Genomic DNA, 25,979 nt, shown 5'->3' with positions numbered 1-25,979 from the left:
AGCGCAAGCTGACACTCTACTAGGTTTATACGTAGGTGTTGATGGGTGGAAGTCAGATAACGACGGTCAATTTTCTTACAAAGATAAAGCATCACAAGATTTTGATTTTGAAGATGAGACTTTTGTAAGTTATTACGCTGCGCTTGAGCACCCAGTGCCTCTAGTACCAAACATTAAGTTAAAGTATACAGAGCTTGAGTTAAATGGTTCTGCGCAGCTTACAGATACATTTAGCTTTAACGGTTCTGATTATGTTGTAGGTACAACGGTTGATACTATTACTGATTTAACTCACATTGATTACATTCTTTATTATGAAATTTTTGATAACGATTTAGTTTCTATTGATTTAGGTTTAAATGCTAAACAGTTTGATGGCGATATAGTTGTAAACGGTACTACTCAAGATGGTGGCACTAACTTTACCGAAACAAAAAACTTCTCTGGTTTTGTTCCATTAGCTTATGGTCGTGCTGAAGCAGGCTTACCATTTACTGGCTTGAGTGTGTTTTTTGAAGGTAGCTTTTTGGCAATCGACGATAGCAAAGTACAAGATTACCAAGTAGGTGTTGCTTGGGAATTAATTGACAACCTAGCTGTTGATGTTGCTGTTAAAGCAGGTTACCGTTCAATGGTATTAGAGCTTGATGATGTAGATGATGTTACAACTGATATTGATGCATCTGGTCCGTTTGTGGGTCTTCAGGTTCATTTTTAATTAGCTATCTCTGTCTAATTAAATAAAGTGTGGCGTGTTATTTTATAGCATGCCACATTAAATCAAACTCCACCTCTAGCGCACTATTTATTAGCTGCTTATACACTTTATTTACGGGGAATTTTATAAGTTTAGATAGCTCATCACCTGTTTGGGTAAACTTATAATAACTCAGTACTAAGTCGTTACTTTTTGCTTTTAACGTTACTTTTTGAGATAAAAATGAGAGCGTGAGTTCTTGTCCCACTTTTAAAACTGCTGATTCTATTTCTTTTCTGTACAGTAAATTAAGATCCATGAGCGTTAAAATATCTGGAAAGCTAATGCCTGTCTTTCCTAAGTTTAAAGATACTTTATTGCCTTTACGTAGCAAATCAAATAAGGATGGTTTTTTATAAAAGCCAAGTAAAATAAAGTGGCTATCATCTTTTTCATTGTAACCAGAAAGCGATACACACTTTTGTAGAGAATCAGCTTCGCGCTGGGTCATATGCTTTAGGGTTTGTAAGCTTTTAATTGAAAAAGTACCCGGATTTAGTGTCTCTCCCGTTAAAATTTTTGCCCATAGAGTTTGCATCGATTCATTTGAAGTGTCTTCACATAGAGCAATGAAATGCTCTACCCAGTCAGCATCTGGTCGTTTACTACTGGTTACATCGGGGCAAAAGCTCATTGCCATAGCTAAAATTGTTTCTATATTTTGCTGTTGTTTAATGAGTAGTAGATTTTGCCTTTTTTGAGCGCGAGCTAAAATAGAGTTATCACTATTGATATGATAAAGCGGTTTTATTTTTCCTTGCGGATCATAACCTTGCTCATTAACAGGAAGTACTCCATTGCTTCCAACCTTTGTTATTGAATAGCCAAGTAGCGACTCTATTGTATTTGCAAGATTAATTCGGGCTTGTGCTGTTTTGACTGTCATGACTTTCCATTATGCTTTGCATATCACTTAATTGAGCAACCGTTTTTAAGTTATTTAACCCAAGTGCTACAGTGTTACCCAACACGTACTCACTAAGTATAGCCATATAGCCTGAAATAAGTATTGTATTGGCTTGCCCTTCAATATGGCATATGACTGTTACAGATTGGTTTTCTTCAATAAATGCGAGAGTACCTTGCACTATGTTTTCATCATCCAGTAGCATATTAAAGCTCATTTTATTTTGGCTTATAGAGGTAATAGTCATTTCGCCATAACCCCATTTACTTACCCATGATTGATGAGCACCTACACCTAAACTTGGCTCATTTACCGTAAATTTAATTGATGGATCGACCTGCTGCCAAGGTGACCATTTATGCCATTGATTAAAGTCGGTTACTAATGATTTGATTGTGCGAGTGTTGGCGTTTATCTCAATTTTTTTATCAACACTATAATTTTGAGGAAGCGTTAGCCCAATCACTACGGCTACGAGTAATAAAAGAAAAAGGGATTGTAAGAATAATTTTAACAGTTTAATAAGCACGCCTTAACTAGTATTTAGCTTGAAATATAAAACTTTTTATTAATCGACTATAGTACGATTTAGGCTATAAACCAAAACTATATTTTATTGACCATATAATAAAATCGTTATAAATATGAGTTGTATTTTATTGTAATACGCAAAAGAATCAAAATGAGAGCAGCGCTTTTAATTTTATTTTTTAAACAAAACTATGTTGTAACTCGTTATTAAAATATATAAAAGTACCTAACAATGAATTGCTCTAGTTCATAATCAGGTTTCAAAAAAGATTACTTAATATAAAGAATTATTTAGAAGTAAAGGTCCTATGCGCTGTAAAAGCGTTGTATATATAAACAATTTAGTAGGGTATAATTCGCGCCCTTTGTTATTCCACGGTCAAATTTATGAGCACACTCAAAGCTAAGCGCGCCTTATTCTCTTACCCAAAATACTGGGCTGAGTGTTACGGCACAGCACCATTTTTACCTACTACACGAAAAGAAATGGATGCACTTGGCTGGGACAGCTGCGACATAATAATAATTAGTGGTGATGCTTACGTCGATCATCCTAGTTTTGGTATGGCGGTAATTGGTCGAGTACTTGAAGAGCAAGGCTTTAGAGTGGGCATTATTGCCCAACCAGAATGGGACTCTAAAGATGCATTTATGGAGCTGGGCAGACCTAATTTATTTTTTGGTGTAACTGCCGGCAACATGGATTCGATGATTAACCGTTATACAGCTGAAAAACGTATGCGCCATGATGATGCATATACGCCAGATAACGTAGGTGGTAAACGTCCAGATCGCGCCGTAATGATTTATTCTCAAAAATGCCGTGAAGCATACAAAGGAATACCAATAGTTATTGGTGGTATTGAAGCGAGTCTTCGTCGTATTGCTCATTACGACTATTGGCAAGAAAAAGTACGCCGTAGTATTTTGTTTGATGCAAAAGCTGATATTTTAATTTACGGTAACGCAGAGCGTCCGTTAGTTGAAGTTGCACACCGTATCGCTGCAGGCGAAACAATGGATACTATTCAAGATATTCGCGGCACGGCTGTTATTAGAAAAGAACCTTTACCAGGTTGGCGTGGTAGTGACTCTACCGCTATAGATAAAATTGGTAAAATTGACCCTATTCCAAATCCATACGGCGCTGATGATGTTGGCTGTAGTAAATCTGAATTTAAACAAGCCGGTATAGATTTAAAGGCAGAAGCTGCAAAACCAATTATGGTTCAACCTGCGCGACCTAAACCATGGGAAAAAACTTACGTTAAGTTACCTGCTTATGAGCAAGTAAGTGTTAACAAACCTTTATATGCCCATGCTTCGCGTATTTTACATCAAGAAACAAACCCTGGTTGTGCAAGAGCGCTGTTTCAACGACATGGCGAACGCTCTATTTGGGTTAACCCGCCAGCATATCCATTAGAAACACATGAAATGGATGCTGTATTTGGTTTGCCGTATCAGCGTATTCCTCACCCAAGTTATGGCGATGCTAAAATACCAGCTTATGACATGATAAAAACGTCTGTAAATATTATGCGTGGCTGTTTTGGTGGTTGCTCATTTTGCTCAATTACGGAGCATGAAGGGCGTATTATTCAAAGTCGTTCGCAAGAATCTATCATTGAAGAAATTGAACAGATTAGAGATAAAGTACCAGGCTTTACTGGTGTTATTTCTGATTTAGGTGGTCCAACGGCAAATATGTATAAACTGCGTTGTACTAGCAAAAAAGCAGAAAGTACCTGTAGACGTTTATCATGTGTGTATCCTGAAATTTGTAAGCACATGGATACAGATCATACGCCAACAATAGACTTATACAAAAAAGCACGTGAAGTTAAGGGTATCAAAAAGGTATTGATTGCTTCTGGTGTACGTTACGACTTAGCTGTACGCGACCCGCGTTACGTTAAAGAGTTAGTAACGCATCACGTAGGCGGCTACTTAAAAATAGCACCAGAGCATACCGAAGATGGTCCATTATCAAAAATGATGAAACCAGGCATGGGGGCGTACGATCAATTTAAAGAATTATTTGATAAGTACTCTAAAGAAGCAGGTAAAAAGCAGTATTTAATTCCTTACTTTATTTCTGCTCATCCAGGCACAAAAGATGAAGACATGGTAAACATGGCTTTATGGCTTAAATCGAATGACTTTAAGCTGGATCAGGTGCAAAACTTTTACCCATCACCAATGGCTAATGCGACGACTATTTACCACACAGAGATGAACTCTTTACGTAATATAAAAAATAATACAGAAGTTGTTCCAGTACCTAAAGGTGCACGCCAGCGTAGATTGCATAAAGCAATTTTACGTTACCATGATGCAGCAGGTTGGCCGATGATACGTGAAGCACTGCGTAAAATGGGTAAAGCTAATTTAATTGGTAAAGGACCTAACTGTTTAGTGCCTGAAGAAGGGCGAGATGAGAAATCAGGTAAAGGTGATAGTAAAGGCGGACGTCCTGCATTAACGCGACATACTGGTTTTAGCCAATTTAAAAAGGCAAACACTAAACCAAAAGTAGGCGGTAATCGTCAAAGTACACGTTAGTGATTAAATCTACTAATTAAATTAGTAGATTAGTTTTAACTGCGTTACTGTTTTTTAAGCTCGCATAATACGTAAATTAAGTGAAACTTGCTCTTTATTGGCTATATCATTTTAGGTGATAAAGAGTGGGTTTTTAGAAGCTCCCTCTAGTGTATATATTTTCTGTTAGTTCTTTTCTTAAAATGTGGATGATAACCACAAACGTAACTTAAGTGACCATAGCGGCTGAATGCCTGTTAGCCCTTGTGTCATTTTATTATCTTTTAAGATGATATAGGATGGCGTTACTTGCCCTTGCCAATCGGCAAATATCTCACCGTGTTGATCGTTGACAGTATTAAAGTTGTAACCGTTTTCATTTAAATAGTTATGTAGTTCTTGGTCAGAACCTGACTTTATAGCGATAGTAACCACAGGGTAGTTATTCTCGTTTGCGAGTTCGTTTATGGCAGGGGAGGTAACACTACAAATAGGGCACCAAGTTCCCCAAAAATACACAAGCGTTGGTTTGTCTTGGCTCATTGCTGCTAGATCAATGTTGTGCCCTTTATAATCTATTAATTGTAATTGAGGATTTGCTGGCATAACAGGTTGTCGCCACCAATTTACAGCGTTATAAATTACGAAAAATATGAAGCCATATATCAACACACTCTTTAATATTGATAGGCCTTTTTGTTTTGGCGTTTTTTTAGGTGTGTCTTTTTTATTTTTGGTATTAGTTGTCATAATGGCTGCTTTTTCTCTAAATACGTTAACTTAAAAAATTTACATTTTAAACTTATATCAGCAACCATGTTGCGGTGCCTAAAAAGGCGAATATACCCACAATATCTGTGATTGTAGTTAAAACTACACTACCTGCAAGAGCTGGATCTATATTCATCTTTTTAAGAATAATAGGAATACTCGCACCAGCAACGCCGGCCACAACCAGATTCATAAACATAGCAAAGGCAAGTACGCCACCAAGCATAAAGTCCCATTGCCATAGCGCGATAACACCTGCAATTAACAACGACCACAAAACACCGTTTAACGCGCCAATGGCAAGTTCTTTCATCATTAAAAAGCGTTGGTTAGTTTGGTTGATATGACCTACTGCTATACCACGTATAACTAAAGTGAGTGATTGACTGCCAGCAACACCGCCCATTGAAGGAACAATACCGTTAAGTACGGCTAAAATAGGTAAAACATCTAAAGTACCTTCAAAAAAGCTAGCTACAAAAGCAGCAGCAAGGGCTGTTAACAAGTTAACACCTAACCAGACTGAGCGTTTTTTCGAGCTTTTTAAAACGGGAGCAAAGGTGTCTTCTTCATCATCAAGACCGGCTAAACTAAGTAAGCTATGCTCTGCATCTTCTCGTATTACGTCAACAATATCATCGATTGTTACCCGACCAAGTAGCTGATCGTTATCATCTACAACAGGGGCTGATATCCAGTTATGACGTTCAAATAATTGCGCAACCTCACTTTCATCCATAGAAATTGGAATAGATTCGCAATCTTCATCCATTAAATCGAGGACAATTTTTTCAGGTGGATTAGTCAGTAATGTGCTTAATGACAAAGCGCCTATGAAGCAGTTATGTTTATCTACTACATATAAGTCATCGGTACCTTCAGGTAGCTCACCACGCAGCCTAATATAGCGCAAAACAACATCAAGAGTTACGTCAGGGCGAATGGTTACCGTATCGGTATTCATTAACGCACCAGCAGAGCGCTCTTGATAAGAAAGAGCTTGCGTGGCACGTTCACGGTCTTGAATATCCATAGCGCTAACAACGTCTTTGTAGACGGTATCTGGCAGGCTACGTAATACTTCTCCTAGGTCATCGTGCCCCATATCTTCAGTGGCTGCAGCAATGTGCTTAGGTTCCATTTGAGCAATAATGCCCAAACGTACATCTTCAGAAAGCTCTTCAAGTACATCGCCCTGTACATCGGGGTCAACCAATTGCCAAAGCAGCCGGCGGATTTTATGCGGCGACGACTCTAATAATAATGCAGTATCACAAGGAGCGGTTTTAGCTAACATGCGCCTAACTTGAACAAATTGACCACTGTTAAGCGACTTGGTCACTTGTTTTAATTGTTGTAGTGGGTAGTCTTGTTCAAAAGCTTCGGGCATTGGCGTCCTTAATTAATTTTAATATTACTTTGGTAGGGGAGGTTACTAACTTTTTGGTTTATCTAATTTTTGATTCTTTATTGCTGACTATTCTTGTTCGTTAAATCGTTGCGCTATTAACTGACCAACAGCGTGCAAAGCTTGCTCTGCATCGGGTCCTTCACATACCACTTTAACTTCTTTTCCTTGGCTACTCTCTAGCAGCATTAAGCCTAAAACACTATCACCGGCAGCTTCTTTGCCATCTTGAAATATAGTAATTGAAGCGTCGAATTGTACGGCTAATTGTGCAAGCACCGTTGCAGCTCTAGCGTGTAAGCCTAATTTGTTTTTTATTAAAAACGTGTCTTCTAAACGCATAAGTTACTCTACCTAAGCTGAACAGGTGATTATTTAAATTATTTATTTTCTTGTTCACGATGACGAATTTTTACATTTGGGTGAGTCATCGAAAAGCTTTCACCAATCGTTTGTGCTAAATACACTGAACGATGCTGTCCACCGGTACAACCAATAGCAATGGTTAAGTAGCTACGATTATTTCGTTCTAAATGAGGTAACCACGTTTGCACAAAGGTTTGAATTTGCCATGTAAACTTTTGCACAATACTATGGTTAGCTAAGTAGTCTTTAACGGGCTGATCTAATCCTGTTAAAGGTTTTAATTCGGGCTCCCAATGTGGGTTTGGTAAAAAACGTGCATCAAAAACATAATCTGCTTCTTTAGGTATTCCGTATTTAAAGCCAAATGATTCAAAAGTAACAATAAGCTGTTTGTCTTTTTTACCAAGTATTTTTTCTCTGATAGATTCAGCGAGTTGGTGAACACTTAACTCGCTGGTATCAATCATAAAATCAGCTCTGGTTGTTAGCACATCAAGTAATTCTTTTTCTTTTTTTATAGCTAAATCAAGTGGCAATGAGTCGACAGAAAGAGGGTGTAGTCGTCGCGTTTCAGAAAAACGTTTTATTAATACTTGATCTTCGCTGTCTAAATAAAACAGTGTTGGTTTAGCAAAACCAGGTAAATACTCAAAAATATCATTGAACTGTTCTTGCTCTTTTGGCAAGTTTCGAACATCAATACTCACTGCTATTTTGTCGTAGTTGTCAGAGACACTTCGCACTAAAGAAGGCAGCAGGTTTAGTGGAATATTATCTACGCAATAATAACCTAAGTCTTCAACTACGCGTAAAGCTACCGATTTTCCAGAACCTGATCGGCCACTTATGATAATTAATTCCATTTAACACCTTTTTTATTAATTATGATTGATCAACAATAACTTGGTATAGCTCTGTATCTGATTTTGCACAGCGTAACTGCTTACAAAATTCTTTGTCGTTTAGTTTATCAGCAATGGTTGCTAGAGTCTTTAAGTGCTGTTGGTTATCACCATCTGGTACGATGAGTGCAACAAAGATATCTACAGGGCGGTTATCTATCGCATCAAAGTTGATAGGTGTTTCGCTAACAAGTACTAAAGCTAAAGGTTCTTCTGCGCCACTCATTCGTCCGTGAGGGATTGCAATACCTTTACCAATGCCTGTACTACCTAGTTTTTCTCTGCTTAGTAAAGCACTAAGAATATCTTGTTGAGATAAGTAAGGAAGCTTGTTGTGAGCAAGTTCGCTAATAAACTCTAAAATTCTTTTTTTACTATTAAAAAGGACCGCAGCTTTGCTGCAGTCCTGACATATAAGTGAACTTAATTTCATAATATTAGTGTCGAGCAAGCTTCTCTTTGTGTTTGATAACTTGTCGATCGAGCTTGTCAATCAACGAGTCAATGGCGGCATACATATCTTGATGTTCAGTAGAGGCAAATAATTCTGCACCACTGACATGAATTGTTGCTTCTGCTTTTTGGTTTAATTTTTCTACATCGAGAATGACATGAACATTATTAATATGATCAGAGTGTCTTTCTAGCTTCGCAAATTTAGTGTTTACATAGTCTTTTAGTGAATCGGTTACTTCTACGTGACGACCAGTTAAGTTTAGTTGCATAAGCGTTACCCTCTTTGTTTTTGCGTCTTAAATCAGACTTTTTCGCTGATTTGACGGTGGAATAGCCAGCGATTCGCGGTACTTTGCGATCGTGCGTCTAGCTACTTTAATTCCTTGCTCAGCCAATATATCCGCTATCTTGCTATCACTCAATGGTTTTGCTGAGTTTTCTGCTGCGATTAATTTTCTAATCAGAGCGCGTATTGCCGTAGATGAGCATTCGCCACCATTTTCGGTGCTTACATGGCTTGAGAAAAAGTATTTTAACTCAAAGATTCCACGTGGCGTGTGCATATACTTTTGGGTTGTTACGCGAGAAATAGTCGACTCGTGCATTTCTACCATTTCAGCAACATCATTTAAAACCATTGGTTTCATGGCTTCTGGACCGTGTTCAAAAAAGCCTTGTTGTTGCTTAACAATACAATTTGTTACTTTTAACAATGTGTCGTTTCTGCTTTCTAGGCTTTTAATAAACCATTTTGCTTCTTGTAAGTGTGAGCGAATAAATTGGCTATCACCACTCGATTTAACGGTACGAGACATTGCAGCATATTGGCTGTTTACTCTTATTTTAGGCATGCTATCTGGGTTTAATTCTACAACCCAGCGGCCTTTAATTTTTTTAACCGACACATCAGGAATAACATACTCAGACTCTTCTCTAACAATCGTATCAGCGGGTTTAGGGCTGAGAGTATGAATTAGTGTCATTACTTCTTTAAGCTCTTCTTCTTTGAGCTTAGTTTTTTTCATTAATGTACGATAGTCACGAGCAGCTAATAAATCAATATGCTCGGTTAAGATCATTTTTGTTTCATTAATGTAAGGTGTTTCTTTATCAAACTGGTTAAGCTGAATACACAAACATTCTTGTAAACTACGTGCAGCAATACCGACCGGATCAAACAGTTGGATACGCTTTAAAACGGCTTCAATTTCGTCAAGTTCGACTTCGTTATCATCTTCGTTTTCTTGATTGAAGCTCTCTAAAATTTCTTCACAGCTAAGTGTTAAAATACCAGAATCATCTACGGCTTCAACAATAGCGATTGCAATAGCTTCATCAGTAGGGCTAAAAGGCGTTAATTGTAACTGCCACATTAGGTACTCATGAAGTGTTTCGGTTGAAGCACCTTGGTATATTGACTCGTCCTCAGGCATTGGTCCTGATGACGATGCAGGCGCCGCACTCATGTACTCATCCCAGCTAACATCCATAGCCATCTCGTCACTTACTGTATCTTTAGCGAGTGCTTCACCACTATCTTGTTCGTATTCGCTAGGAGCATCATCTGCAGATGCGCTAACAGTAACGTCATCGTTATCAGCTTTTTGCTCATTTTTGCCAGCAGAATCTTCTGCATAGTCGTTTTCTTCAACTTCTAGCAGCGGGTTGCTATCAAGAGCTTCTTGTATTTCTTGCTGGAGATCCAATGTACTGAGTTGCAACAAACGAATTGCTTGTTGCAGCTGTGGTGTCATTGTAAGTTGCTGGCCCATGCGCAGCTGTAATGATTGCCTCATTTATCTCTAACAATCCTTTTATGTTGTTATAATTAATACTAGCAGATGCTCAAAGACATGGCGTAAATGTTACAGCCTAAATTGCTCGCCTAAGTAAACATCGCGTACTGTTTTATCGTTTAATACGTGTTCAGGAGTGCCAGATGCAATTAGCTCCCCATGAGAAACAATGTAGGCTTTTTCACAAACATCAAGGGTTTCTCTTACGTTATGATCGGTAATTAATACACCAATCCCACGGTTTTTAAGATGTTCTATTATTTTCTTAATATCTAATACTGAAATTGGGTCTACACCAGCAAAAGGTTCATCTAGCAATATAAACTTAGGATCGGCGGCAAGTGCACGTGCTATTTCTACACGACGACGTTCACCACCGGATAAAGCCATACCCTGGCTATCACGAATATGCTGAATGCTAAATTCATCCAATAGATTATTTAATGTGTCTTCTCGGGCTTGTTTATTTAGCGATTTACGCGTTTCTAAAATAGCCATTAAATTTTGGTAAACAGTCAGTTTTCTAAATATTGACGATTCTTGTGGTAAATAGCCTATCCCTAATCTAGCACGACTATGCATAGGTAAAAGAGTAATATCGTTATCATCGATGGATATTTTACCTTTGTCGCTAGGTACAAGTCCTACAATCATATAAAACGTTGTAGTTTTACCTGCACCATTAGGTCCAAGTAAACCAACAATACTGCCAGCCTTAACCTCAAGACCTACATTTTTAACAACTTCACGACCTTTATAGCTTTTTGCTAACAGCTCTGCTTTTAATGTGCTCATGGTTGACCTTTATCGCTTTTTTTACTTTTTGTAGCTTCAATAGGCACTAAAATAGTATGAACGCGATCGGTAGAGTTTTCGTCTTTTTCAGCACTAATAAGTTGTTGCTGCATATCGTAAGTAATGCTTTTTGCGTTAATTTTTTGTCCAGCTTGCGATACTTGTGCATCGCCAACAAGTGTTAAAAAACGCTTAGCTACATCGTAACGAACTTCGTTCGCACTTGCGCTCATTATTGTGCCGTCATCTTGCTTTTCTTCAAAGTACGCAGGGCTGCCAGTGGCAATTAATAACTGTTTATTGTCACCTAATTCGTCACGCTTATGCACTTCGAGGCGGTCAGCCGTAATGCGACGGTTACCATGAATAATTTCAACATTTTTTTCAAAAATACCTACATTAGCTTTTAGTTGGCCTTCTTGTTTGTCGGCACTAATTGATATTTGATTAGCGGCAGGTTGTGTACTTTGTTCTGCTGCATTACTATTAAAGGCTAGTATAAGTGTAGGAATAATAAGTGATTTTAATATTTTATTGGTCATAGTATATGGTTCGCGTATGGTTAATGAGTTTTATCACTTCAGTTTTTAAATCGGCTTCAAGGCCTTTACCGGTGATTTTTAAGTTAGGTCCAGTCACAATGACAGGCTGTTCGGAGCGCATTGTCAGTTGCTTTATATCTACTTGAATATTATCGGCATTGATCTTATCAATCATTGCGTTGTCAGTTAGATTTTTAGCGACTACGTTGCCCTCTAAAATTAACTGTTTACCTTCATACAACGTTGCTTCATCCGCATTGATGCGCCATGTTTGCTTTTCGTTATATAAAGTGAAAATAGGTTTTTCAAAAAAGGTAAAGCCTAATTGTTGATACAGCTCCATTTTTGCAGCAGTTACTTTATGGCTAATTTTACCATTCTCATCATACGCCGTTTGCTTTAATTCTATGGCGATATAATCAGGTTTAGCTACAACTTCTTGCTCTACCTGCGCTGCAATATTTGTTTGTGTAAAATAAGGGTACCAAAGCCAAACCATACAGCTGATGAATAAAACGCTTAGTATTATGCGCGCTGCATTCATGAACTTGTACCTTGAGTAGTTAATGGCTTATCGTTTTCAAGCATTAGTAAATCGGTTAGTTCTCTTACAGCACCAAAACCGCCTGGCATTTGTGTAGTGTAGTGCGATAAACGCTTAATTAGTGGATGCGCATCGTTAACAGCTACTGCAAAACCGACTAATTCCATTACTGGCATATCAGGACCGTCGTCACCTATATAGGCAATTTGTTCATCGCTTAAGTTGAGCTTATTTTTTAGCTCTTGGTAGGCAATAAGTTTGTTTTCTTGACCTTGATAAATATGTTGAACGGTTAGGCTGCTCATACGTTGTTGCACTATATGCGAATGACGCCCTGTAATAACAGCAACTTCAAACCCGCTATTAATAAGTGCTTTTATACCAAACCCATCTTTTGTATTAAACGCTTTTAGCTCTTCGCCTTGGTTTCCAAGGTAAATACGCCCATCAGAAAATACACCATCAATATCGCATATAAGCAGTTTTACTTTTTTAGCGCGCGCTTTTGCGTCATCGCTCAGCGGTTGATAGAGTTCTTCAAATTGCATTTATAATACTCCTGCTTTTAATAAATCTTGCATATTAAGTGCGCCAATAGGCTGGTTTAACTCATTTACAACGATTAAACCATTAATGCGTTTGTGTTCCATTATATTAAGCGCTTCGGCTGCAAGCATACTTTGAGTTGCCGTAGTGCATGATTTGGTCATTACAACATCTATAGGTGTTGAATGGATATCTATGCGTTGCTCTAAAATACGACGTAGGTCGCCATCAGTAAATAATCCAGCCAATTGCTGGTTTTCGTCAACAATAGTCGTCATGCCTAAGCCTTTTGCAGACATTTCAATAAGTGCATCTTTTACAGTTTGTGAAATACTAATAATAGGCGTGTTTGTACCGCTGTGCATAACATCTTTTAAAGTAAGCAATAAACGTTTGCCTAAACTTCCACCAGGGTGAGAAAGAGCAAAATCATCGGCAGTAAACCCACGAGCTTCTAAAAGCGCGACAGCCATAGCATCTCCCATGGCGAGTGTTGCCGTTGTACTTGCTGTTGGCGCTAACCCTAAAGGGCAAGCTTCTTTTTCTACTTTAATGCATACATGTACGTTAGCAAGTATTGCCATTGTAGATTCTGTATTACCCGACATGGCTATTATTTTTGCACCAAGGCGTTTTAAAACCGGAATAATATTTAATACTTCGCTGGTCTCTCCTGAGTTGGAGATAAGTATTACTACGTCACTTGAAGTGATCATACCTAAATCGCCGTGACTTGCTTCACCTGGATGTACAAAAAAAGCAGGGCTACCTGTGCTAGCAAGAGTTGCTGCTATTTTAGTGCCTATATGACCAGACTTCCCCATGCCGATAACTATAATACGTCCTTTGCAATCAAACATTAACTGGCATGCTTGATTGAAGTTTTCATCTACATATTGAGTAATATCACTAAGTGCTTGACGTTCTATATCAAGAACGCGCAGACCTTGTTTTATAAAATTCAGTTTTGTCATGATTTACCCTACTTGACTAAAAATGTACCCTTGGTAGCTCAAAAATGCGACTAGCAATAAACCACCTTCTACTCTATTGATACGTTGAGAACCTCTAAAGTTCAATGACATAACAATAAGGGCGATGGTTGCGCCAATCATGATGAGTATATCGCGACTAGCTACCGATGGGTCGATCATTGATGGATTAATAATACCAGCAAGCGGTAACACGGCTAAAATATTAAAAATGTTTGAACCAATAATGTTACCTAAGGCTAAATCATCTTCATTTTTAAGCACACCAGCAATTGAAGCTGCAAGCTCTGGTAGGCTAGTGCCAATAGCAATAATAGTTAAACCGATAACCAAGTCACTCAGACCAAAATATTTTGCAATATCGACTGCTGAGCCGATTAAAAAATATGAGCTTACCGGTAATAAAACTATACCTATCACTAACCAAAATAGCGCTTTTTTAGTGGATACGTTATTAGGAACATCGTCACAAGCTTCTACTACCAACGGATCATTTTTATTTTTCGAACGTAATGATACGATAATCAATCCGCTAATAAACACCACAAAGCCAATTAGAAGTGCGATACCTTCAGTTAATGAAAAGTAGTTATCTGAAAAGATATACCAAGTAACAAACGATATTATTAGCACAAGCGGTATTTCGCGTTTCAATGTACTTGATGAAACATTGAGAGGGCGAAATAAGGCTGTAACACCCAATACAAGTAAAATGTTTGTTATGTTTGAGCCAATAACATTGCCTACCGCTGTGTCTGTTTTGTTAGCTAATGCTGCAGAAACCGAAACCATCATTTCTGGAGCAGAAGAGCCCATAGCAACAACAGTTAAACCTATAATTAAGGTAGAAACGCCAACGTTTTTTGCAAGCGCCGCAGCGCCATAAACAAACCTGTCTGCACTCCAAACTAAAGCTATAAAACCAAGAATTAAAATAACAAACGAGGTAACCATTGCGTTAAGCCAGTTATTCAAAATATATATTGTGCGAATAGTAACAAAAGCCAACATGAAAGTATAAATAAAAGAGTAAGGTCTACTTGTTGTGTAGCACTTGTTTTATAAATGTTTTAGGCGCTTTTATTCAAAGCTTAAGCCGGGGTTAAGCCGTTTTAAGCGAGCCTTACGATCCATTTCGCAGGTGTATTACAAAATCTTACGAATTGTTTTTTCCATCTTGGGTGAAAAAGCCTTAAAATAGGAGAACTAGTGAACATTTTTATGGAGAGCGACTTGTCGCAATCAATAGTAGAAGTAAAGGATGTTAGCTTTTCGAGGGGCAATCGAAGCATATATAAAAATATGAGCTTTAGCGTTCCTAAAGGTAAAATCACTGCGATTATGGGACCAAGTGGCATTGGTAAAACAACTATGCTGCGTTTAATTGGTGGTCAGCTTAAACCTGACTCAGGTGATATTTTATTTGAAGGCGGCAGCATTCCAAAAATGACGCGCAAAGAATTATACGAAGCGCGAACTAAAATGAGCATGCTATTTCAAAGTGGTGCGTTATTCACTGATATGTCGGTATTCGATAATATTGCTTTTCCTATAAGGGAGCACACTAAACTGAGTGAAGATTTAATTCGGTTAGTGGTATTAATGAAATTACAGGCTGTTGGATTACGTGGTGCTAAAGATTTAATGCCTTCAGAACTTTCAGGTGGTATGGCAAGACGTGCTGCACTTGCACGTGCGATTGCATTAGATCCAGAGTTAATCATGTATGATGAACCATTTGCAGGACAAGATCCTATTTCGATGGGTGTATTGGTTAAGCTAATTAAGTCGCTTAACGAGGTATTAGGTTTGTCGTCTTTAATTGTAACGCACGATGTGACAGAGGTAATGAGTATTGCCGATCACGTTATTATTATTGCCGATCAGGGCGTAATTGGTTGCGGTACTCCAGATGAAATGCGAAATCATGAATCTCCTTTAGTTCAACAGTTTTTAAAAGGCTTGTCGGATGGCCCAGTACCATTTCATTTTCCGGCTCAAGCTTATGCAGATGAACTGCTTGGAGAAAAAGCATAATGTTGGATTTATTTCAAAGGCTAGGACATAAAACGCTAGGTCGTTTTGCGGCTCTTGGGCGGTCAGCTTATATGCTATTTAGTGCATTGGCGCATGTTCCTAATTTTAAAAAAGGTTCGCCACTGCTTATTCGTCAACTTTATATGGTGGGTTCGCAATCGTTACTCATTATTATGGTGTCGGGTTTATTTATCGGCATGGTATTAGCGTTACAAGGTTACACCGTATTAGTTGGTTATGGCGCTGAGGACAGTTTAGGGCCGTTAGTTGCACTGAGTTTATTGCGAGAACTGGGTCCGGTTGTTACTGCATTACTTTTTGCTGGGCGTGCAGGTAGTGCACTTACTGCTGAAATAGGTTTAATGAAAGCAACTGAGCAGCTTTCATCACTCGAGATGATGGCAATTGATCCGCTAAAACGTATTATAGCACCACGCTTTTGGGCTGGTTTTATCAGTATGCCATTGCTAGCACTAATATTTTCAGCCGTAGCAATTATAGGCGCTCATTTGGTTGGTGTTGATTGGCTTGGTGTAGATACAGGTAGCTTTTGGTCAATAATGCAATCTCAAGTGTCGTTTCAGCAAGATATATTAAACGGTATTATTAAGAGTTTTTTATTTGCCATTGTCGTGACCTGGATAGCGCTTTATAAGGGCTATGACTGTGTACCGACTTCTGAAGGGATCAGTAAAGCAACCACCGAAACGGTTGTTCATTCGTCATTGGCAGTTTTAGGTTTTGACTTTATTTTGACAGCGGTAATGTTTACCAGCTAATAGGGTATAGATAATGAATTCACGGAAATTAGAAATTTTAGTTGGCTTTTTTGTCGCACTTGGCATTTTAGCTTTTGCAATGTTAGCGCTTAAAGTTGCCAATTCAGGTATTAGTGGTTCTGGTGAAACATACACACTAAATGCAAAGTTTGAAAACATCGGATCATTAAAAGCACGTGCACCAGTAAAAGTAGGTGGTGTAGTTATTGGTCGTGTTGACTCTATTTACGTTCACCCACAAGAGTTTTTACCTGTTGTTAATATGACTATTGATGCACAGTATTTGTGTCGTTTTTCAGATACAAGCTCAATATCTATTTTAACCTCAGGGATTCTAGGTGAGCAATATTTAGGAATACATCCGGTTATTTCTCCAAATTCAGCAGAGCAACGCTGTTTAGGACAAACCGTAACTGAAAATAAACAAGACGAAGCGATTGATGATTTATTTGGTGTAGAGAGTAAAGCACTAGGTGATGGCGATTCAATTACAGATACTAAGTCTGCCATAGTACTTGAAGAATTAATTGGGCAGTTTTTATTCAACCAAGGTAGTGAGTAATTATTATGTTGAAAAAGTTTTTAGCTATTGTAGCACTAGGTACAATGACATTAACGCAAAGCGTTAGTGCCGCAGACGTTAAACTGGTCGATCCGAACAAAATGGTTCGCCAAGTAGCAGACAACACATTTGCGCGTATTAAAAAAGACCAACCATTAATTGTTAAAGATAGTGAGCATCTTCGCGTTATTGTTGAAGAAGAATTAATGCCTTATATCGATTATAAATATGCAGCACTTCGCGTATTAGGTAGCGAAGTATCTAAAGTACGCGCTATTACCGATGATGCTGAAAAAGCAAAAGCAATTAAAGATATTCAACGCTTTATTGTTGTGTTTAGAGAATACTTAGTTGCAACTTATGCTGGTGTATTTACACAGTATACAAATCAAAAAGTTGAATTTGGTGCTGAGCAAGCATTTAAAGGCAAAGATGTCGTTGTTGTTAAGACTAAAATTGTTGAAGATGGTAAGCCTGACATTAAAATCGATTTTAAAGTACGCGAAGACCGTGACGGTGAATGGCGCGCTTACGATATGATTGCTGAAGGTATTAGCTTATTAGATGCAAAACAAAGTGAACTACAAGGTATTTTACGCCAGCAAGGTATCGATAACGTAAGTAACCTTTTAGAGCAAAAGAGTCAGTTACCAGTTCAGTTTAGAGGTAATGGTGCGAATGACTAAACTGGCGATAAGCCATGTTGATGAACAACATTTTCGAGTGAGTGGTGAACTCACTCGAAATTCAATTGGCGATGAACAACTTCTGAACAACAAGTTATTAACTAAGCATAAAATCGTCTATTTTGACCTTAGTGAGGTATCTAGGGTTGACACAGCGGGCTTAGCTTGGTTAATTCACTCTTTTGCAGAATTAAAGCAACAAGGCGTACGCCTCGAGTTGCAAAATCCACCTGAACAATTGCAAAATTTAATGCAGTTGGGTCAAGTTACAACCCTATTTGAGTGAGAGTTATGGAAACTAGCCAAGTCGAAACATTATTACGCGAAGAACTTCAATTAGCTGAAGTACATGTGAAAGCCAATGGTAGCCATTATGAAGTTGTTGCCGTAGGTGAATGCTTTGATGGTTTAAGCCGAGTTAAAAAGCAGCAGCTAGTTTATGGTCCATTAATGAATACAATTTCAGATGGCACAATTCACGCAGTATCAATTCGTGCTTTTACTCCAACAGAGTGGAAACGTGAACAAAAATTTATTTTACCGCAATAAATAGGGCTCCCTAATGGATCAATTTGTAATTCAAGGTGGCACTTCACTTGCTGGTGAAGTTACTATTTCTGGCGCTAAAAATGCTGCACTTCCTATTTTATTTGCTTCTCTACTAGCTGATGGTAAAAGTACATTTTCTAATGTACCGCGTCTTCGCGATATAGTGACCACCGAAGCATTATTAAAGACCCTAGGTGCAGATGTTAATTGGCATGGCGACACGTTAGTAATTGACGGTGCAACGGTCAATAAAACATTAGCGCCATACGACTTAGTTAAGCAAATGCGCGCATCTGTACTTGCCTTAGGTCCTTTGGTTGCGCGTTTTGGCGAAGCCCAAGTGTCGTTACCTGGCGGTTGCGCTATTGGTGCTCGTCCTGTTGATATTCATATTCAGGGCTTAGAGCGCATGGGCGCCCAAATTGACGTCGAAAACGGCTATATTAATGCCAAGGTAAATGGTCGTTTAAAAGGCGCTGAGATCTTTATGGAAATGGTAAGCGTTGGCGCTACCGAAAACCTATTGATGGCAGCAACACTTGCTGATGGTAAAACGGTACTTGATAACGCTGCACGTGAACCAGAAATTATCGATTTAGCCAATTGCTTAATTGCAATGGGCGCTAAAATTACTGGTGCGGGCACTAGTCGTATTGAAGTTGAAGGTGTTGAGCGTTTAGCTGGATGCGAACATAGTATTTTACCTGATCGAATTGAAACCGGTACATTTTTAGTTGCAGCAGCAATGGCTGGCGGTGAGGTACTTTGTAAAAATACCGATTTCCATTCACTAGAGCCCGTAATTGAAAAACTACGTGCAACGAATGCGCATCTTGAAGTACATGAAAACAGTATTTATTTAGATATGCGTGGTCGTGAACTTAAAGCCGTTAATATTAAAACAGCGCCGCATCCTGGTTTCCCTACTGATATGCAAGCTCAGTTTACAGCTTTGAATGTAGTGGCAAATGGCAGTGCAACAATAACAGAAACAATTTTTGAAAATCGTTTTATGCATGTACCAGAGCTGCAACGTATGGGTGCTAATATTCGCTTAGAGGGCAATACAGCAATTTGTGGTGACACAAAAAGCTTAAGTGGCGCTCAGGTAATGGCAACTGATTTACGTGCTTCAGCGAGTTTAATTTTAACTGGCATAGTGGCACAAGGTGAGACAATAGTTGACCGTATTTATCATGTTGATAGAGGTTATCAACGTATTGAAGATAAGCTTAGTGCGCTAGGTGCAAATATTAAACGAAGAAGTAGTTAATAATTTTTTACTTCTAGCTTAGTGTTATGCGCTTTTAGTTAATGGTTATCTTTAGTAAATAAAAAGGCGTAGTGCTGGCACTACGCCTTTTTGCTTTATCTACTAAAAATAAATAGCTGTAAAGTTAATAAAGGTTATTATCTTTAATTTAAAGCTTTGTCTCAAGTTCAGCAACAGTCACCATAATTTTTTCTATTTTCCCATCTCTGTAAAGCTCAAACTCTATTTCTTTACCTGGCTCTGTATTACCTATTTCTTTTAGTACACTTTGTGGATTAGCTACAGAAAGCCCTGCAATTTTAATAACAATATCTTGCTCCTCAATGCCAGCTTGCCATGCCGGACCTAGAGGGTCTAAGTTAGTAATACGCATACCAGAAACCGGTGTAAGGCTATCGTTAACTTCTTTGCCAGTGCTATCAACTGCGGTGCCTTCAAAGCCTAAGTAGCCACGTACAACACGACCATGGCGAATTAATTTACCCATTACTTCTTTTGCTAGAGAGTAGGGAACTGCAAAAAATATTCCCTGAATATTTAAGTTTTCGCGCGTTTTAAATTGCGCTGAGGTAATTCCTACTAAGTCGCCATTAGAATTAACTAATGCACCGCCAGAATTACCAACATTAATAGCTGCGTCCATTTGCAGTAAATTGTTGTAAGGGCTATCAGTAATTTTTTGCTTACCGGTTGCGCTAATAATTCCCTGGGTAATTGTTTGCCCTAAATTAAGTGGATTACCTATTGCAAGTACTACATCACCTACACTAGACGCATAGTCATCATTTATAGGGATTACAGGCAGGTGGTCTGCATTGATTTTAAGTAATGCTAAGTCGGTAATAGTGTCAAAACCAATAAGTTGCACATCAAAAAAACGTCTGCCATCGGTTAAAATAACCATAATCTGATCTGCATTATTAACAACATGGTAATTAGTTAAAATGTAACCGTCTTGCGACATGATTACGCCCGATCCGAGCTCTTGTACGGTGTTTTTTCTTTTATAACGTGGCTCTTTAGAAATACTCTCCGAGAAAATAGTAACCACAGAAGGAGCTGCACGTTTAACGGCATCCGAAAAACTTAAATGACTAGCGCTCATAGCACTTGGTAAAGGAACGTTAGGAAGTAAGGCCGCTCGCATATTAGGGCTGAAAAAAACCACTAAAAAAGCAATACTGAGCCCTGCAAATAAAGGGGGGAGAACAAATTTTATTAGTTTCAGCACGAGTTTCTTATTATTTAAGTGAGCAATCTCTTTATGATGACATAAAAAAAATAACAGCGGCAAGTGCCACTGTTATTTTTATTACATTAATCGTGTTATTTATTATTGAATTAAAATAAATATAGACTCACGACCACGTTTAACACCAAGTACGATATTACCTTTTGTACTATCGATGATTTTATTCATATCACGAATCGTTTCAACTCGTTGACGATTCACTTGCATTATTATGTCGCCTTCTTCAAGACCAACACGTGCAGAAGGAGAGCGAGGGTCTACTGATGTAACCTCTATTCCTTTATTACTATTTTTTTGCACGTTTTCAAGTTCGGCACCTTGGAATGCAGGGTGTAGTTCTTCGCCTGTAGCTGTCACACCAGATGCACCATCAAGTGTTACTTTTACTGTTTTAATTTTGCCGTCGCGGTAAATACCGAGTTTTATTTCACGACCTTCACCTAGCGTAGCAATTTTACTGCGCAGCTCATGGAAACCACTAATATCACGACCGTTAATACTAACAATAACGTCACCAGCTTCAATACCTGCTTTACTTGCCGCTGTATCGTCCATTACTTGCATAACGTAAGCGCCTTGCTTTACATCAAGTTGCTGTGCTTTGGCGAGTCCTGCATCAAGAGGGCGACCAGATATACCTAATGAACCTCGACGTACTTCACCGTGTTCAATAATTTGATCAACAAGGTTTTTCATCATATTCGATGGAATGGCAAATCCAATACCAACGTTGCCACCAGAAGCACCTAAAATAGCCGTATTAATACCAATCAATTCACCGTTAAGATTAACTAATGCACCGCCAGAGTTACCTTGGTTAATAGCTGCGTCGGTTTGAATGAAATCTTCATATCCTTCAATGTTTAAACCACTGCGACCAAGTGCACTTACAATTCCTGACGTAACCGTATGGCTTAAACCAAATGGGTTACCAATAGCAACAGCAAAGTCACCTACGCGTAAATTATCTGAGTTTGCTAGTTTTAGTTCTGTTAAATCGTCGGCATCAATTTGTAATAAAGCAATATCTGATTCTTTATCTGCACCTACTTTAGTTGCTTCAAACTCTCGTCCATCCTCTAGGGTCACAACCATTTTTTCGGCATCTTGAATTACATGGTTATTAGTAATCACATAACCTTCATCAGCGTTAATAATAACACCTGAGCCTAAACCGCTAAACTGACGTTTTTGGCTACGAGGTTGTTGATTACCAAAAAAGTATTCTAAGGGGTCTGCACGGCGGCGTACTTCTTTAGAACCTGAAACCTGAATACTTACAACACCAGGAGTGATTTTTTCAAGCATTGGCGCAAGAGTTGGTAATTGTTGACCATTCACTGCAATTGGCATTTTTGCATAAGACGTTACCGGGCTTAATAATAAGCTGGTAGATAAAATAGCTGCACTGATAAGTGATAATTTCATTTTCATAGTCAGGGTTAACTCCACGTAGAGAAAAACAAAAAACCAAAAAGGGCTACTTTAAAGCAGCCCTTTTTGGTTTATTGGAAAGATAAAACAACAAAGCTGTTATATCTAAAGACTATGGGGTCAAAAAAAAGTTCATCAAGATGCTTTAGAATGTTCTGAAACTTTGTTTTCCCCTACAAATAAACCTGATTCGCCCGATACATAATCCGCAGGTTGAGCTGCGGCTGAAGAACGATCGCATTGACGTTCTTTTAAAGACGCTTGTAGTTGCTCTGTTGTTTCTTTAGAAAAGAAAGGTTCGGCTGGCGTTTTCTTTTTGTCTTCTAATAATAGTTGATTGGTCTCTTCAACATGACTAAGTAGTTGATCGTAGTTTTCTTTCATTTTATTCACTAGCTTACCAGTGTTTGCTAAATGATCGGCTACATCTTGACGATATTGCTCTAGAGTACTCTGAGCTTGCTCAGCTTGTTCTTTCAATTCATCTTGCTTAAATTGTTTTTTGGTAACAATTGCACCAATAAAAAATGCTACAACAGCAACAATAACAACTAAACCTACCCACATAACTGTGCCCATAAAATCTACCCCTTTGGGAAAATAACTAACAAATGCCGATTCAATTATAAATCATACTAAGGGTAATATACCCCGAGTTATGATGCGTGTTAATATGTTAGGCAAATTAAACTGCGTTTTAACTGTAAATAGATATGACTCCTTGGCAAACATACCAGCAAGATCTTAAGCGAGATGACTTTGTATACGATGCAGCGCAAGAAAATGCAGTGCGTCATTTACAACGTTTATACGATGACCTAATTCAAATAAAGCCCAAACAAAAAGGCTTTTTTGCAAAACTATTTAATAAAGATGAACCAGCTCCTATAAAAGGTTTATATTTTTGGGGTGGTGTAGGTCGGGGTAAAACCTATTTAGTTGACACCTTTTATGAAGCTCTTCCGGGAAAACGAAAAATGCGCGTACATTTTCATCGTTTTATGCACCGAGTACATGAAGAGCTTAAAAAATTAAACAACACAGCAAATCCGTTAGAAACAATAGCCGATATTTTTAAAGCTGAGACCGACATAATATGTTTTGATGAATTTTTTGTTCAAGACATTACCGATGCCATGTTGCTCGGTGGGTTAATGGAGGCATTATTTGCACGCGGAATTGTACTTGTTGCAACATCTAATATAGTGCCTGACGAACTTTATAGAAATGGCTTACAGCGAGCGCGTTTTGTGCCAGCAATTGAGCTTGTTAAAGAAAACACTGAAATAGTTAATGTAGATTCTGGGATTGATTATCGATTACGTACATTAGAGCAAGCCGAGATTTTTCATAGCCCATTAGATGAAGATGCGGATAAAAACTTATTTGAGTACTTTGATAAGCTGTCGACAGAACCAGGGCAACTGAACGGGCCTATAAAAATAGAAGGGCGTTTAATTAAAACGCGTAAAGTAGCTAAAAGCGTTGTGATGTTTGAATTTAGTGAATTATGCGAAACAGCGCGTAGCCAAGTGGATTACATGGAAATTAGCCGACTATATAATACGGTTATTATATCTAACGTAAAACAACTAGGTCAAACCAACGATGATGCAGCAAGGCGCTTTATTGCTTTGGTAGATGAATTTTATGAGCGCCATGTAACTTTAATTATTTCAGCTGAAAAACCTATCACCGACCTTTATACGCAAGGCAATCTTAATTTTGAATTTAAACGCTGTATAAGTCGCTTGCAAGAAATGCAGTCATTAGAGTATTTAGCGAAAGAACATTTGGTGTAATTTTTATTTATAGTAAGTAGATAAACTAATCATGTGCTTGCTATAAATATTTTAATGAAATTTCTTGTGGAAAAAACAGGCGCTTGGTAGCAATGTTGTTTAAGTGCTGGTATACTCCCGCGTCTGCCACGTTGCGTTCTATGCCATCATATAGTCTAGCCACTTGTGAGCGGCGCAAAAGTCTAAAACTCGAAGGGGTTATAGCAAACTTAGAGCAGTAGTTAATATTAACTACTTGTGGTTTTAATTGAAAAACATTGGATTTTTATAAATGAAAACGTTTGTTGCTAAACCAGAAACAGTAAAACGTGACTGGTACGTAGTTGACGCTGAAGGTAAAACTTTAGGTCGCATCGCTACTGAAATCGCTCATCGCCTACGCGGTAAGCATAAAGTTGAATATACACCGCACGTAGATACTGGTGATTATATCATCGTTATCAACGCTGAAAAAGTTACTGTAACTGGTAACAAATTCAAAAACAAAGTGTACTATTCACACTCTGGTTTTCCAGGTGGTCTTAAGTCTACTACTTTTGATAAACTTCAAGCTGCAAAGCCTGAAATGATCATCGAGAAGGCTGTTAAGGGCATGTTGCCACGTGGTCCTTTAGGCCGCGCTATGTACCGTAAACTTAAAGTTTACACAGGTACTGAGCACAACCATGCTGCACAACAGCCTCAGGTTCTAGACATTTAAGGAGCACCATCATGGCAAATCAATACTACGGTACAGGTCGTCGTAAAAGTTCAAGTGCTCGCGTATTCTTACGCCCAGGCACTGGTAACATCGTAATCAACAAACGCTCTCTAGAAGAGTATTTTGGTCGCGAAACAGCACGCATGGTTGTTCATCAAGCTCTTGAGCTAGTTGATATGACTGAAAAATTTGACCTTTACATCACCGTTGCCGGTGGTGGTACAACTGGTCAAGCTGGTGCTATCCGTCACGGTATCACTCGTGCACTTATGGAGTTTGACGAGTCACTACGTCCACAACTTCGTAAAGCAGGTTTTGTTACACGTGATGCACGTAAAGTTGAACGTAAGAAAGTGGGTCTTAAGAAAGCGCGTAAGCGTCCACAGTTCTCAAAACGTTAATCTATACGTTATCAAGAATTCAAAAACCCAGCTTATGCTGGGTTTTTTGTTTTTAAATCAAAAAGTTTACATTTGCAACTTAATATAAATTGGTTAATGACTGAGGTCTGGCTTGATGATTACAGCAATTCATGGTGATCAAGTTTACTAATAACTGCGTATTAATCGAACGAAAGTTAAAAAATACTCAGATAGCTGCAAAAAAGTTAAATAATTATCGCAATTAGTGTAAATCCTTCAGTTAATTGATGGATTTTTTTGCTACAATTGTCCGGTAAGTAAAATGAGCGGGTTAACAACACTATGTACAGTTATTTACTGTTTCCTCTTAGTGAAGTTGATCTCGGTCAGTATATAGTTTTTACAAAAGCGGTATTATAATTATTCAGTTTTATACTCGGGCTTGCTTAACCAAACCATTGGTCAAGTTAGGTTCTTTAAGTATGGGACAGTGAATAACCTTGTTTTAATCAAGGGTTTTAATTATGATCGCTTTTATTTTAAAAATTTCGAATAATTAACCTGCTGTAACTGATGTTCTCAATATAGCAAGTGTTGAGAATCATAAGTGGAGATAAGTGGATGAGCAATGCGCCTGTAGACAATGGCCGACGTCGCTTTTTAACCATAGCTACCTCTGTTGTTGG

At 38.3% G+C, this 25,979-nt stretch carries 30 protein-coding genes and 1 pseudogene; 13 read left to right on the top strand and 18 right to left on the bottom strand.

Annotated features, from left to right (window positions below; genetic code table 11):
• Positions 1–718, top strand: a 718-nt coding sequence (locus L647_RS0100420) for a TIGR04219 family outer membrane beta-barrel protein (RefSeq protein ID WP_024609463.1), incomplete at its 5' end; no start/stop codon positions are given.
• A gap of 37 nt (positions 719–755) precedes the next feature.
• Here L647_RS0100420 and L647_RS0100415 read toward each other — a convergent pair.
• Together L647_RS0100415 and L647_RS0100410 are read right to left on the bottom strand one after the other, a co-directional pair.
• Positions 756–1,643 carry a TIGR03899 family protein gene (locus tag L647_RS0100415; protein WP_024609462.1) on the bottom strand — a complete coding sequence of 296 codons (888 nt, stop codon included), beginning with the start codon at positions 1,641–1,643 and terminating at the stop codon, positions 756–758.
• On the bottom strand, positions 1,612–2,193 hold the full coding sequence (locus tag L647_RS0100410; RefSeq protein ID WP_024609461.1) for an SRPBCC family protein: 582 nt from the start codon (positions 2,191–2,193) through the stop codon (positions 1,612–1,614). Before L647_RS0100410 ends, L647_RS0100415 begins: the two co-directional genes overlap by 32 nt.
• A gap of 389 nt (positions 2,194–2,582) precedes the next feature.
• Here L647_RS0100410 and L647_RS0100405 point away from each other — a divergent pair, with 389 nt between their 5' ends.
• A complete protein-coding gene (locus L647_RS0100405; protein ID WP_024609460.1) occupies positions 2,583–4,760 on the top strand; it encodes a YgiQ family radical SAM protein in 2,178 nt (725 codons plus the stop codon).
• Between the two features lie 177 nt (positions 4,761–4,937).
• Here L647_RS0100405 and L647_RS0100400 read toward each other — a convergent pair whose 3' ends face one another.
• The 13 genes from L647_RS0100400 to L647_RS0100340 all read right to left on the bottom strand — a co-directional run bounded on the left by L647_RS0100400 (position 4,938) and on the right by L647_RS0100340 (position 14,811).
• Positions 4,938–5,489, bottom strand: a complete 552-nt coding sequence (locus L647_RS0100400; RefSeq protein ID WP_024609459.1) for a protein disulfide oxidoreductase — start codon at positions 5,487–5,489, stop codon at positions 4,938–4,940.
• A 52-nt stretch (positions 5,490–5,541) separates the two neighbouring features.
• Positions 5,542–6,900 (bottom strand): magnesium transporter, encoded by a 1,359-nt coding sequence (gene mgtE / locus L647_RS0100395; protein WP_024609458.1) that lies wholly within the window; start codon positions 6,898–6,900, stop codon positions 5,542–5,544.
• A gap of 87 nt (positions 6,901–6,987) precedes the next feature.
• Positions 6,988–7,260 (bottom strand): HPr family phosphocarrier protein, encoded by a 273-nt coding sequence (locus tag L647_RS0100390; protein WP_024609457.1) that lies wholly within the window; start codon positions 7,258–7,260, stop codon positions 6,988–6,990.
• 38 nt (positions 7,261–7,298) lie between these two features.
• Complete coding sequence (gene rapZ, locus L647_RS0100385) at positions 7,299–8,147, bottom strand: RNase adapter RapZ (protein ID WP_024609456.1); 849 nt, start codon at positions 8,145–8,147, stop codon at positions 7,299–7,301.
• A gap of 19 nt (positions 8,148–8,166) precedes the next feature.
• Positions 8,167–8,619, bottom strand: a complete 453-nt coding sequence (gene ptsN / locus L647_RS0100380) for a PTS IIA-like nitrogen regulatory protein PtsN (protein WP_024609455.1) — start codon at positions 8,617–8,619, stop codon at positions 8,167–8,169.
• A gap of 4 nt (positions 8,620–8,623) precedes the next feature.
• Entirely contained in the window at positions 8,624–8,911 is a 288-nt protein-coding gene (gene hpf / locus L647_RS0100375; protein WP_024609454.1) for a ribosome hibernation promoting factor, read from the bottom strand.
• Between the two features lie 27 nt (positions 8,912–8,938).
• The gene (locus tag L647_RS0100370) at positions 8,939–10,438 is read right to left on the bottom strand and encodes an RNA polymerase factor sigma-54 (RefSeq protein ID WP_024609453.1); all 1,500 of its coding nucleotides are present in this window, start codon (positions 10,436–10,438) and stop codon (positions 8,939–8,941) included.
• Positions 10,439–10,507: 69 nt separating this feature from the next.
• Positions 10,508–11,233 carry an LPS export ABC transporter ATP-binding protein gene (lptB, locus tag L647_RS0100365; RefSeq protein ID WP_024609452.1) on the bottom strand — a complete coding sequence of 242 codons (726 nt, stop codon included), beginning with the start codon at positions 11,231–11,233 and terminating at the stop codon, positions 10,508–10,510.
• Positions 11,230–11,775, bottom strand: coding sequence for a lipopolysaccharide transport periplasmic protein LptA (lptA, locus tag L647_RS0100360; RefSeq protein WP_024609451.1), 546 nt, complete (start codon positions 11,773–11,775; stop codon positions 11,230–11,232). The genes lptB and lptA overlap by 4 nt, the downstream gene beginning before the upstream one ends.
• Positions 11,765–12,319: an LPS export ABC transporter periplasmic protein LptC gene (gene lptC, locus L647_RS0100355; RefSeq protein ID WP_024609450.1), complete on the bottom strand. Its 555-nt coding sequence runs from the start codon at positions 12,317–12,319 to the stop codon at positions 11,765–11,767. Before lptC ends, lptA begins: the two co-directional genes overlap by 11 nt.
• A complete protein-coding gene (gene kdsC / locus L647_RS0100350; protein ID WP_024609449.1) occupies positions 12,316–12,867 on the bottom strand; it encodes a 3-deoxy-manno-octulosonate-8-phosphatase KdsC in 552 nt (183 codons plus the stop codon). The genes lptC and kdsC overlap by 4 nt, the downstream gene beginning before the upstream one ends.
• Positions 12,868–13,839 carry a KpsF/GutQ family sugar-phosphate isomerase gene (locus L647_RS0100345; RefSeq protein ID WP_024609448.1) on the bottom strand — a complete coding sequence of 324 codons (972 nt, stop codon included), beginning with the start codon at positions 13,837–13,839 and terminating at the stop codon, positions 12,868–12,870.
• Between the two features lie 3 nt (positions 13,840–13,842).
• Positions 13,843–14,811 carry a calcium/sodium antiporter gene (locus L647_RS0100340; protein ID WP_024609447.1) on the bottom strand — a complete coding sequence of 323 codons (969 nt, stop codon included), beginning with the start codon at positions 14,809–14,811 and terminating at the stop codon, positions 13,843–13,845.
• A 267-nt stretch (positions 14,812–15,078) separates the two neighbouring features.
• Between L647_RS0100340 and L647_RS0100335 the strand changes: the two genes are divergently transcribed.
• From L647_RS0100335 to murA, 7 genes are read left to right on the top strand one after another with little or no spacing between them, the layout of a single operon-like run.
• Positions 15,079–15,894, top strand: a complete 816-nt coding sequence (locus L647_RS0100335) for an ATP-binding cassette domain-containing protein (protein ID WP_033024145.1) — start codon at positions 15,079–15,081, stop codon at positions 15,892–15,894.
• Complete coding sequence (gene mlaE / locus L647_RS0100330) at positions 15,894–16,673, top strand: lipid asymmetry maintenance ABC transporter permease subunit MlaE (protein ID WP_024609445.1); 780 nt, start codon at positions 15,894–15,896, stop codon at positions 16,671–16,673. The genes L647_RS0100335 and mlaE overlap by 1 nt, the downstream gene beginning before the upstream one ends.
• Before the next feature lie 13 nt (positions 16,674–16,686).
• Positions 16,687–17,235 carry an outer membrane lipid asymmetry maintenance protein MlaD gene (gene mlaD / locus L647_RS0100325; RefSeq protein ID WP_024609444.1) on the top strand — a complete coding sequence of 183 codons (549 nt, stop codon included), beginning with the start codon at positions 16,687–16,689 and terminating at the stop codon, positions 17,233–17,235.
• Between the two features lie 5 nt (positions 17,236–17,240).
• The gene (locus L647_RS0100320; protein WP_024609443.1) at positions 17,241–17,921 is read left to right on the top strand and encodes an ABC transporter substrate-binding protein; all 681 of its coding nucleotides are present in this window, start codon (positions 17,241–17,243) and stop codon (positions 17,919–17,921) included.
• Positions 17,914–18,207 (top strand): STAS domain-containing protein, encoded by a 294-nt coding sequence (locus tag L647_RS0100315; protein ID WP_024609442.1) that lies wholly within the window; start codon positions 17,914–17,916, stop codon positions 18,205–18,207. Before L647_RS0100320 ends, L647_RS0100315 begins: the two co-directional genes overlap by 8 nt.
• Before the next feature lie 5 nt (positions 18,208–18,212).
• Positions 18,213–18,470: a BolA family protein gene (locus L647_RS0100310; protein WP_006792109.1), complete on the top strand. Its 258-nt coding sequence runs from the start codon at positions 18,213–18,215 to the stop codon at positions 18,468–18,470.
• Positions 18,471–18,483: 13 nt separating this feature from the next.
• Positions 18,484–19,743 carry a UDP-N-acetylglucosamine 1-carboxyvinyltransferase gene (murA, locus tag L647_RS0100305; RefSeq protein ID WP_024609441.1) on the top strand — a complete coding sequence of 420 codons (1,260 nt, stop codon included), beginning with the start codon at positions 18,484–18,486 and terminating at the stop codon, positions 19,741–19,743.
• Positions 19,744–19,891: 148 nt separating this feature from the next.
• Here murA and L647_RS0100300 read toward each other — a convergent pair whose 3' ends face one another.
• The 3 genes from L647_RS0100300 to L647_RS0100290 all read right to left on the bottom strand — a co-directional run bounded on the left by L647_RS0100300 (position 19,892) and on the right by L647_RS0100290 (position 23,008).
• Positions 19,892–20,974 carry a trypsin-like peptidase domain-containing protein gene (locus L647_RS0100300; protein ID WP_024609440.1) on the bottom strand — a complete coding sequence of 361 codons (1,083 nt, stop codon included), beginning with the start codon at positions 20,972–20,974 and terminating at the stop codon, positions 19,892–19,894.
• Positions 20,975–21,076: 102 nt separating this feature from the next.
• Complete coding sequence (locus tag L647_RS0100295; RefSeq protein ID WP_024609439.1) at positions 21,077–22,429, bottom strand: Do family serine endopeptidase; 1,353 nt, start codon at positions 22,427–22,429, stop codon at positions 21,077–21,079.
• A gap of 135 nt (positions 22,430–22,564) precedes the next feature.
• Complete coding sequence (locus tag L647_RS0100290; protein ID WP_024609438.1) at positions 22,565–23,008, bottom strand: YhcB family protein; 444 nt, start codon at positions 23,006–23,008, stop codon at positions 22,565–22,567.
• Positions 23,009–23,142: 134 nt separating this feature from the next.
• Between L647_RS0100290 and zapE the strand changes: the two genes are divergently transcribed.
• The 4 genes and pseudogenes from zapE to L647_RS1000000125700 form a co-directional block, all read left to right on the top strand.
• Entirely contained in the window at positions 23,143–24,231 is a 1,089-nt protein-coding gene (gene zapE / locus L647_RS0100285; RefSeq protein WP_024609437.1) for a cell division protein ZapE, read from the top strand.
• Positions 24,232–24,502: 271 nt separating this feature from the next.
• A complete protein-coding gene (rplM, locus tag L647_RS0100280; RefSeq protein ID WP_007378318.1) occupies positions 24,503–24,931 on the top strand; it encodes a 50S ribosomal protein L13 in 429 nt (142 codons plus the stop codon).
• 8 nt (positions 24,932–24,939) lie between these two features.
• Positions 24,940–25,332 carry a 30S ribosomal protein S9 gene (rpsI, locus tag L647_RS0100275; RefSeq protein WP_024599268.1) on the top strand — a complete coding sequence of 131 codons (393 nt, stop codon included), beginning with the start codon at positions 24,940–24,942 and terminating at the stop codon, positions 25,330–25,332.
• 582 nt (positions 25,333–25,914) lie between these two features.
• A pseudogene (locus tag L647_RS1000000125700) lies at positions 25,915–25,979 on the top strand (ubiquinol-cytochrome c reductase iron-sulfur subunit); the annotation flags it as partial.

The sequence above is a fragment of the Pseudoalteromonas sp. TB64 genome, from assembly GCF_000498095.1.
In the GTDB taxonomy this organism is placed as follows: Bacteria; Pseudomonadota; Gammaproteobacteria; order Enterobacterales; family Alteromonadaceae; genus Pseudoalteromonas.
Note: the sequence above shows the minus strand (reverse complement) of the source record. Positions and strands in the feature narration are given on the sequence as shown.

What these genes read in the sequence shown, in the direction of transcription:
- L647_RS0100310 (WP_006792109.1), top strand. Translation starts at nt 18,213, where the DNA reads ATGGAAACTAGCCAAGTCGAAACATTATTACGCGAAGAACTTCAATTA.
- lptC (WP_024609450.1), bottom strand. Translation starts at nt 12,319, where the DNA reads ATGAATGCAGCGCGCATAATACTAAGCGTTTTATTCATCAGCTGTATG.
- ptsN (WP_024609455.1), bottom strand. Translation starts at nt 8,619, where the DNA reads ATGAAATTAAGTTCACTTATATGTCAGGACTGCAGCAAAGCTGCGGTC.
- L647_RS0100290 (WP_024609438.1), bottom strand. Translation starts at nt 23,008, where the DNA reads ATGGGCACAGTTATGTGGGTAGGTTTAGTTGTTATTGTTGCTGTTGTA.
- mgtE (WP_024609458.1), bottom strand. Translation starts at nt 6,900, where the DNA reads ATGCCCGAAGCTTTTGAACAAGACTACCCACTACAACAATTAAAACAA.
- hpf (WP_024609454.1), bottom strand. Translation starts at nt 8,911, where the DNA reads ATGCAACTAAACTTAACTGGTCGTCACGTAGAAGTAACCGATTCACTA.
- mlaD (WP_024609444.1), top strand. Translation starts at nt 16,687, where the DNA reads ATGAATTCACGGAAATTAGAAATTTTAGTTGGCTTTTTTGTCGCACTT.
- L647_RS0100415 (WP_024609462.1), bottom strand. Translation starts at nt 1,643, where the DNA reads ATGACAGTCAAAACAGCACAAGCCCGAATTAATCTTGCAAATACAATA.
- L647_RS0100390 (WP_024609457.1), bottom strand. Translation starts at nt 7,260, where the DNA reads ATGCGTTTAGAAGACACGTTTTTAATAAAAAACAAATTAGGCTTACAC.
- rapZ (WP_024609456.1), bottom strand. Translation starts at nt 8,147, where the DNA reads ATGGAATTAATTATCATAAGTGGCCGATCAGGTTCTGGAAAATCGGTA.
- L647_RS0100295 (WP_024609439.1), bottom strand. Translation starts at nt 22,429, where the DNA reads ATGAAAATGAAATTATCACTTATCAGTGCAGCTATTTTATCTACCAGC.
- mlaE (WP_024609445.1), top strand. Translation starts at nt 15,894, where the DNA reads ATGTTGGATTTATTTCAAAGGCTAGGACATAAAACGCTAGGTCGTTTT.
- lptA (WP_024609451.1), bottom strand. Translation starts at nt 11,775, where the DNA reads ATGACCAATAAAATATTAAAATCACTTATTATTCCTACACTTATACTA.
- lptB (WP_024609452.1), bottom strand. Translation starts at nt 11,233, where the DNA reads ATGAGCACATTAAAAGCAGAGCTGTTAGCAAAAAGCTATAAAGGTCGT.
- zapE (WP_024609437.1), top strand. Translation starts at nt 23,143, where the DNA reads ATGACTCCTTGGCAAACATACCAGCAAGATCTTAAGCGAGATGACTTT.
- L647_RS0100345 (WP_024609448.1), bottom strand. Translation starts at nt 13,839, where the DNA reads ATGACAAAACTGAATTTTATAAAACAAGGTCTGCGCGTTCTTGATATA.
- L647_RS0100370 (WP_024609453.1), bottom strand. Translation starts at nt 10,438, where the DNA reads ATGAGGCAATCATTACAGCTGCGCATGGGCCAGCAACTTACAATGACA.
- L647_RS0100335 (WP_033024145.1), top strand. Translation starts at nt 15,079, where the DNA reads ATGGAGAGCGACTTGTCGCAATCAATAGTAGAAGTAAAGGATGTTAGC.
- L647_RS0100405 (WP_024609460.1), top strand. Translation starts at nt 2,583, where the DNA reads ATGAGCACACTCAAAGCTAAGCGCGCCTTATTCTCTTACCCAAAATAC.
- L647_RS0100315 (WP_024609442.1), top strand. Translation starts at nt 17,914, where the DNA reads ATGACTAAACTGGCGATAAGCCATGTTGATGAACAACATTTTCGAGTG.
- murA (WP_024609441.1), top strand. Translation starts at nt 18,484, where the DNA reads ATGGATCAATTTGTAATTCAAGGTGGCACTTCACTTGCTGGTGAAGTT.
- L647_RS0100340 (WP_024609447.1), bottom strand. Translation starts at nt 14,811, where the DNA reads ATGGTTACCTCGTTTGTTATTTTAATTCTTGGTTTTATAGCTTTAGTT.
- kdsC (WP_024609449.1), bottom strand. Translation starts at nt 12,867, where the DNA reads ATGCAATTTGAAGAACTCTATCAACCGCTGAGCGATGACGCAAAAGCG.
- L647_RS0100320 (WP_024609443.1), top strand. Translation starts at nt 17,241, where the DNA reads ATGTTGAAAAAGTTTTTAGCTATTGTAGCACTAGGTACAATGACATTA.
- rplM (WP_007378318.1), top strand. Translation starts at nt 24,503, where the DNA reads ATGAAAACGTTTGTTGCTAAACCAGAAACAGTAAAACGTGACTGGTAC.
- L647_RS0100400 (WP_024609459.1), bottom strand. Translation starts at nt 5,489, where the DNA reads ATGACAACTAATACCAAAAATAAAAAAGACACACCTAAAAAAACGCCA.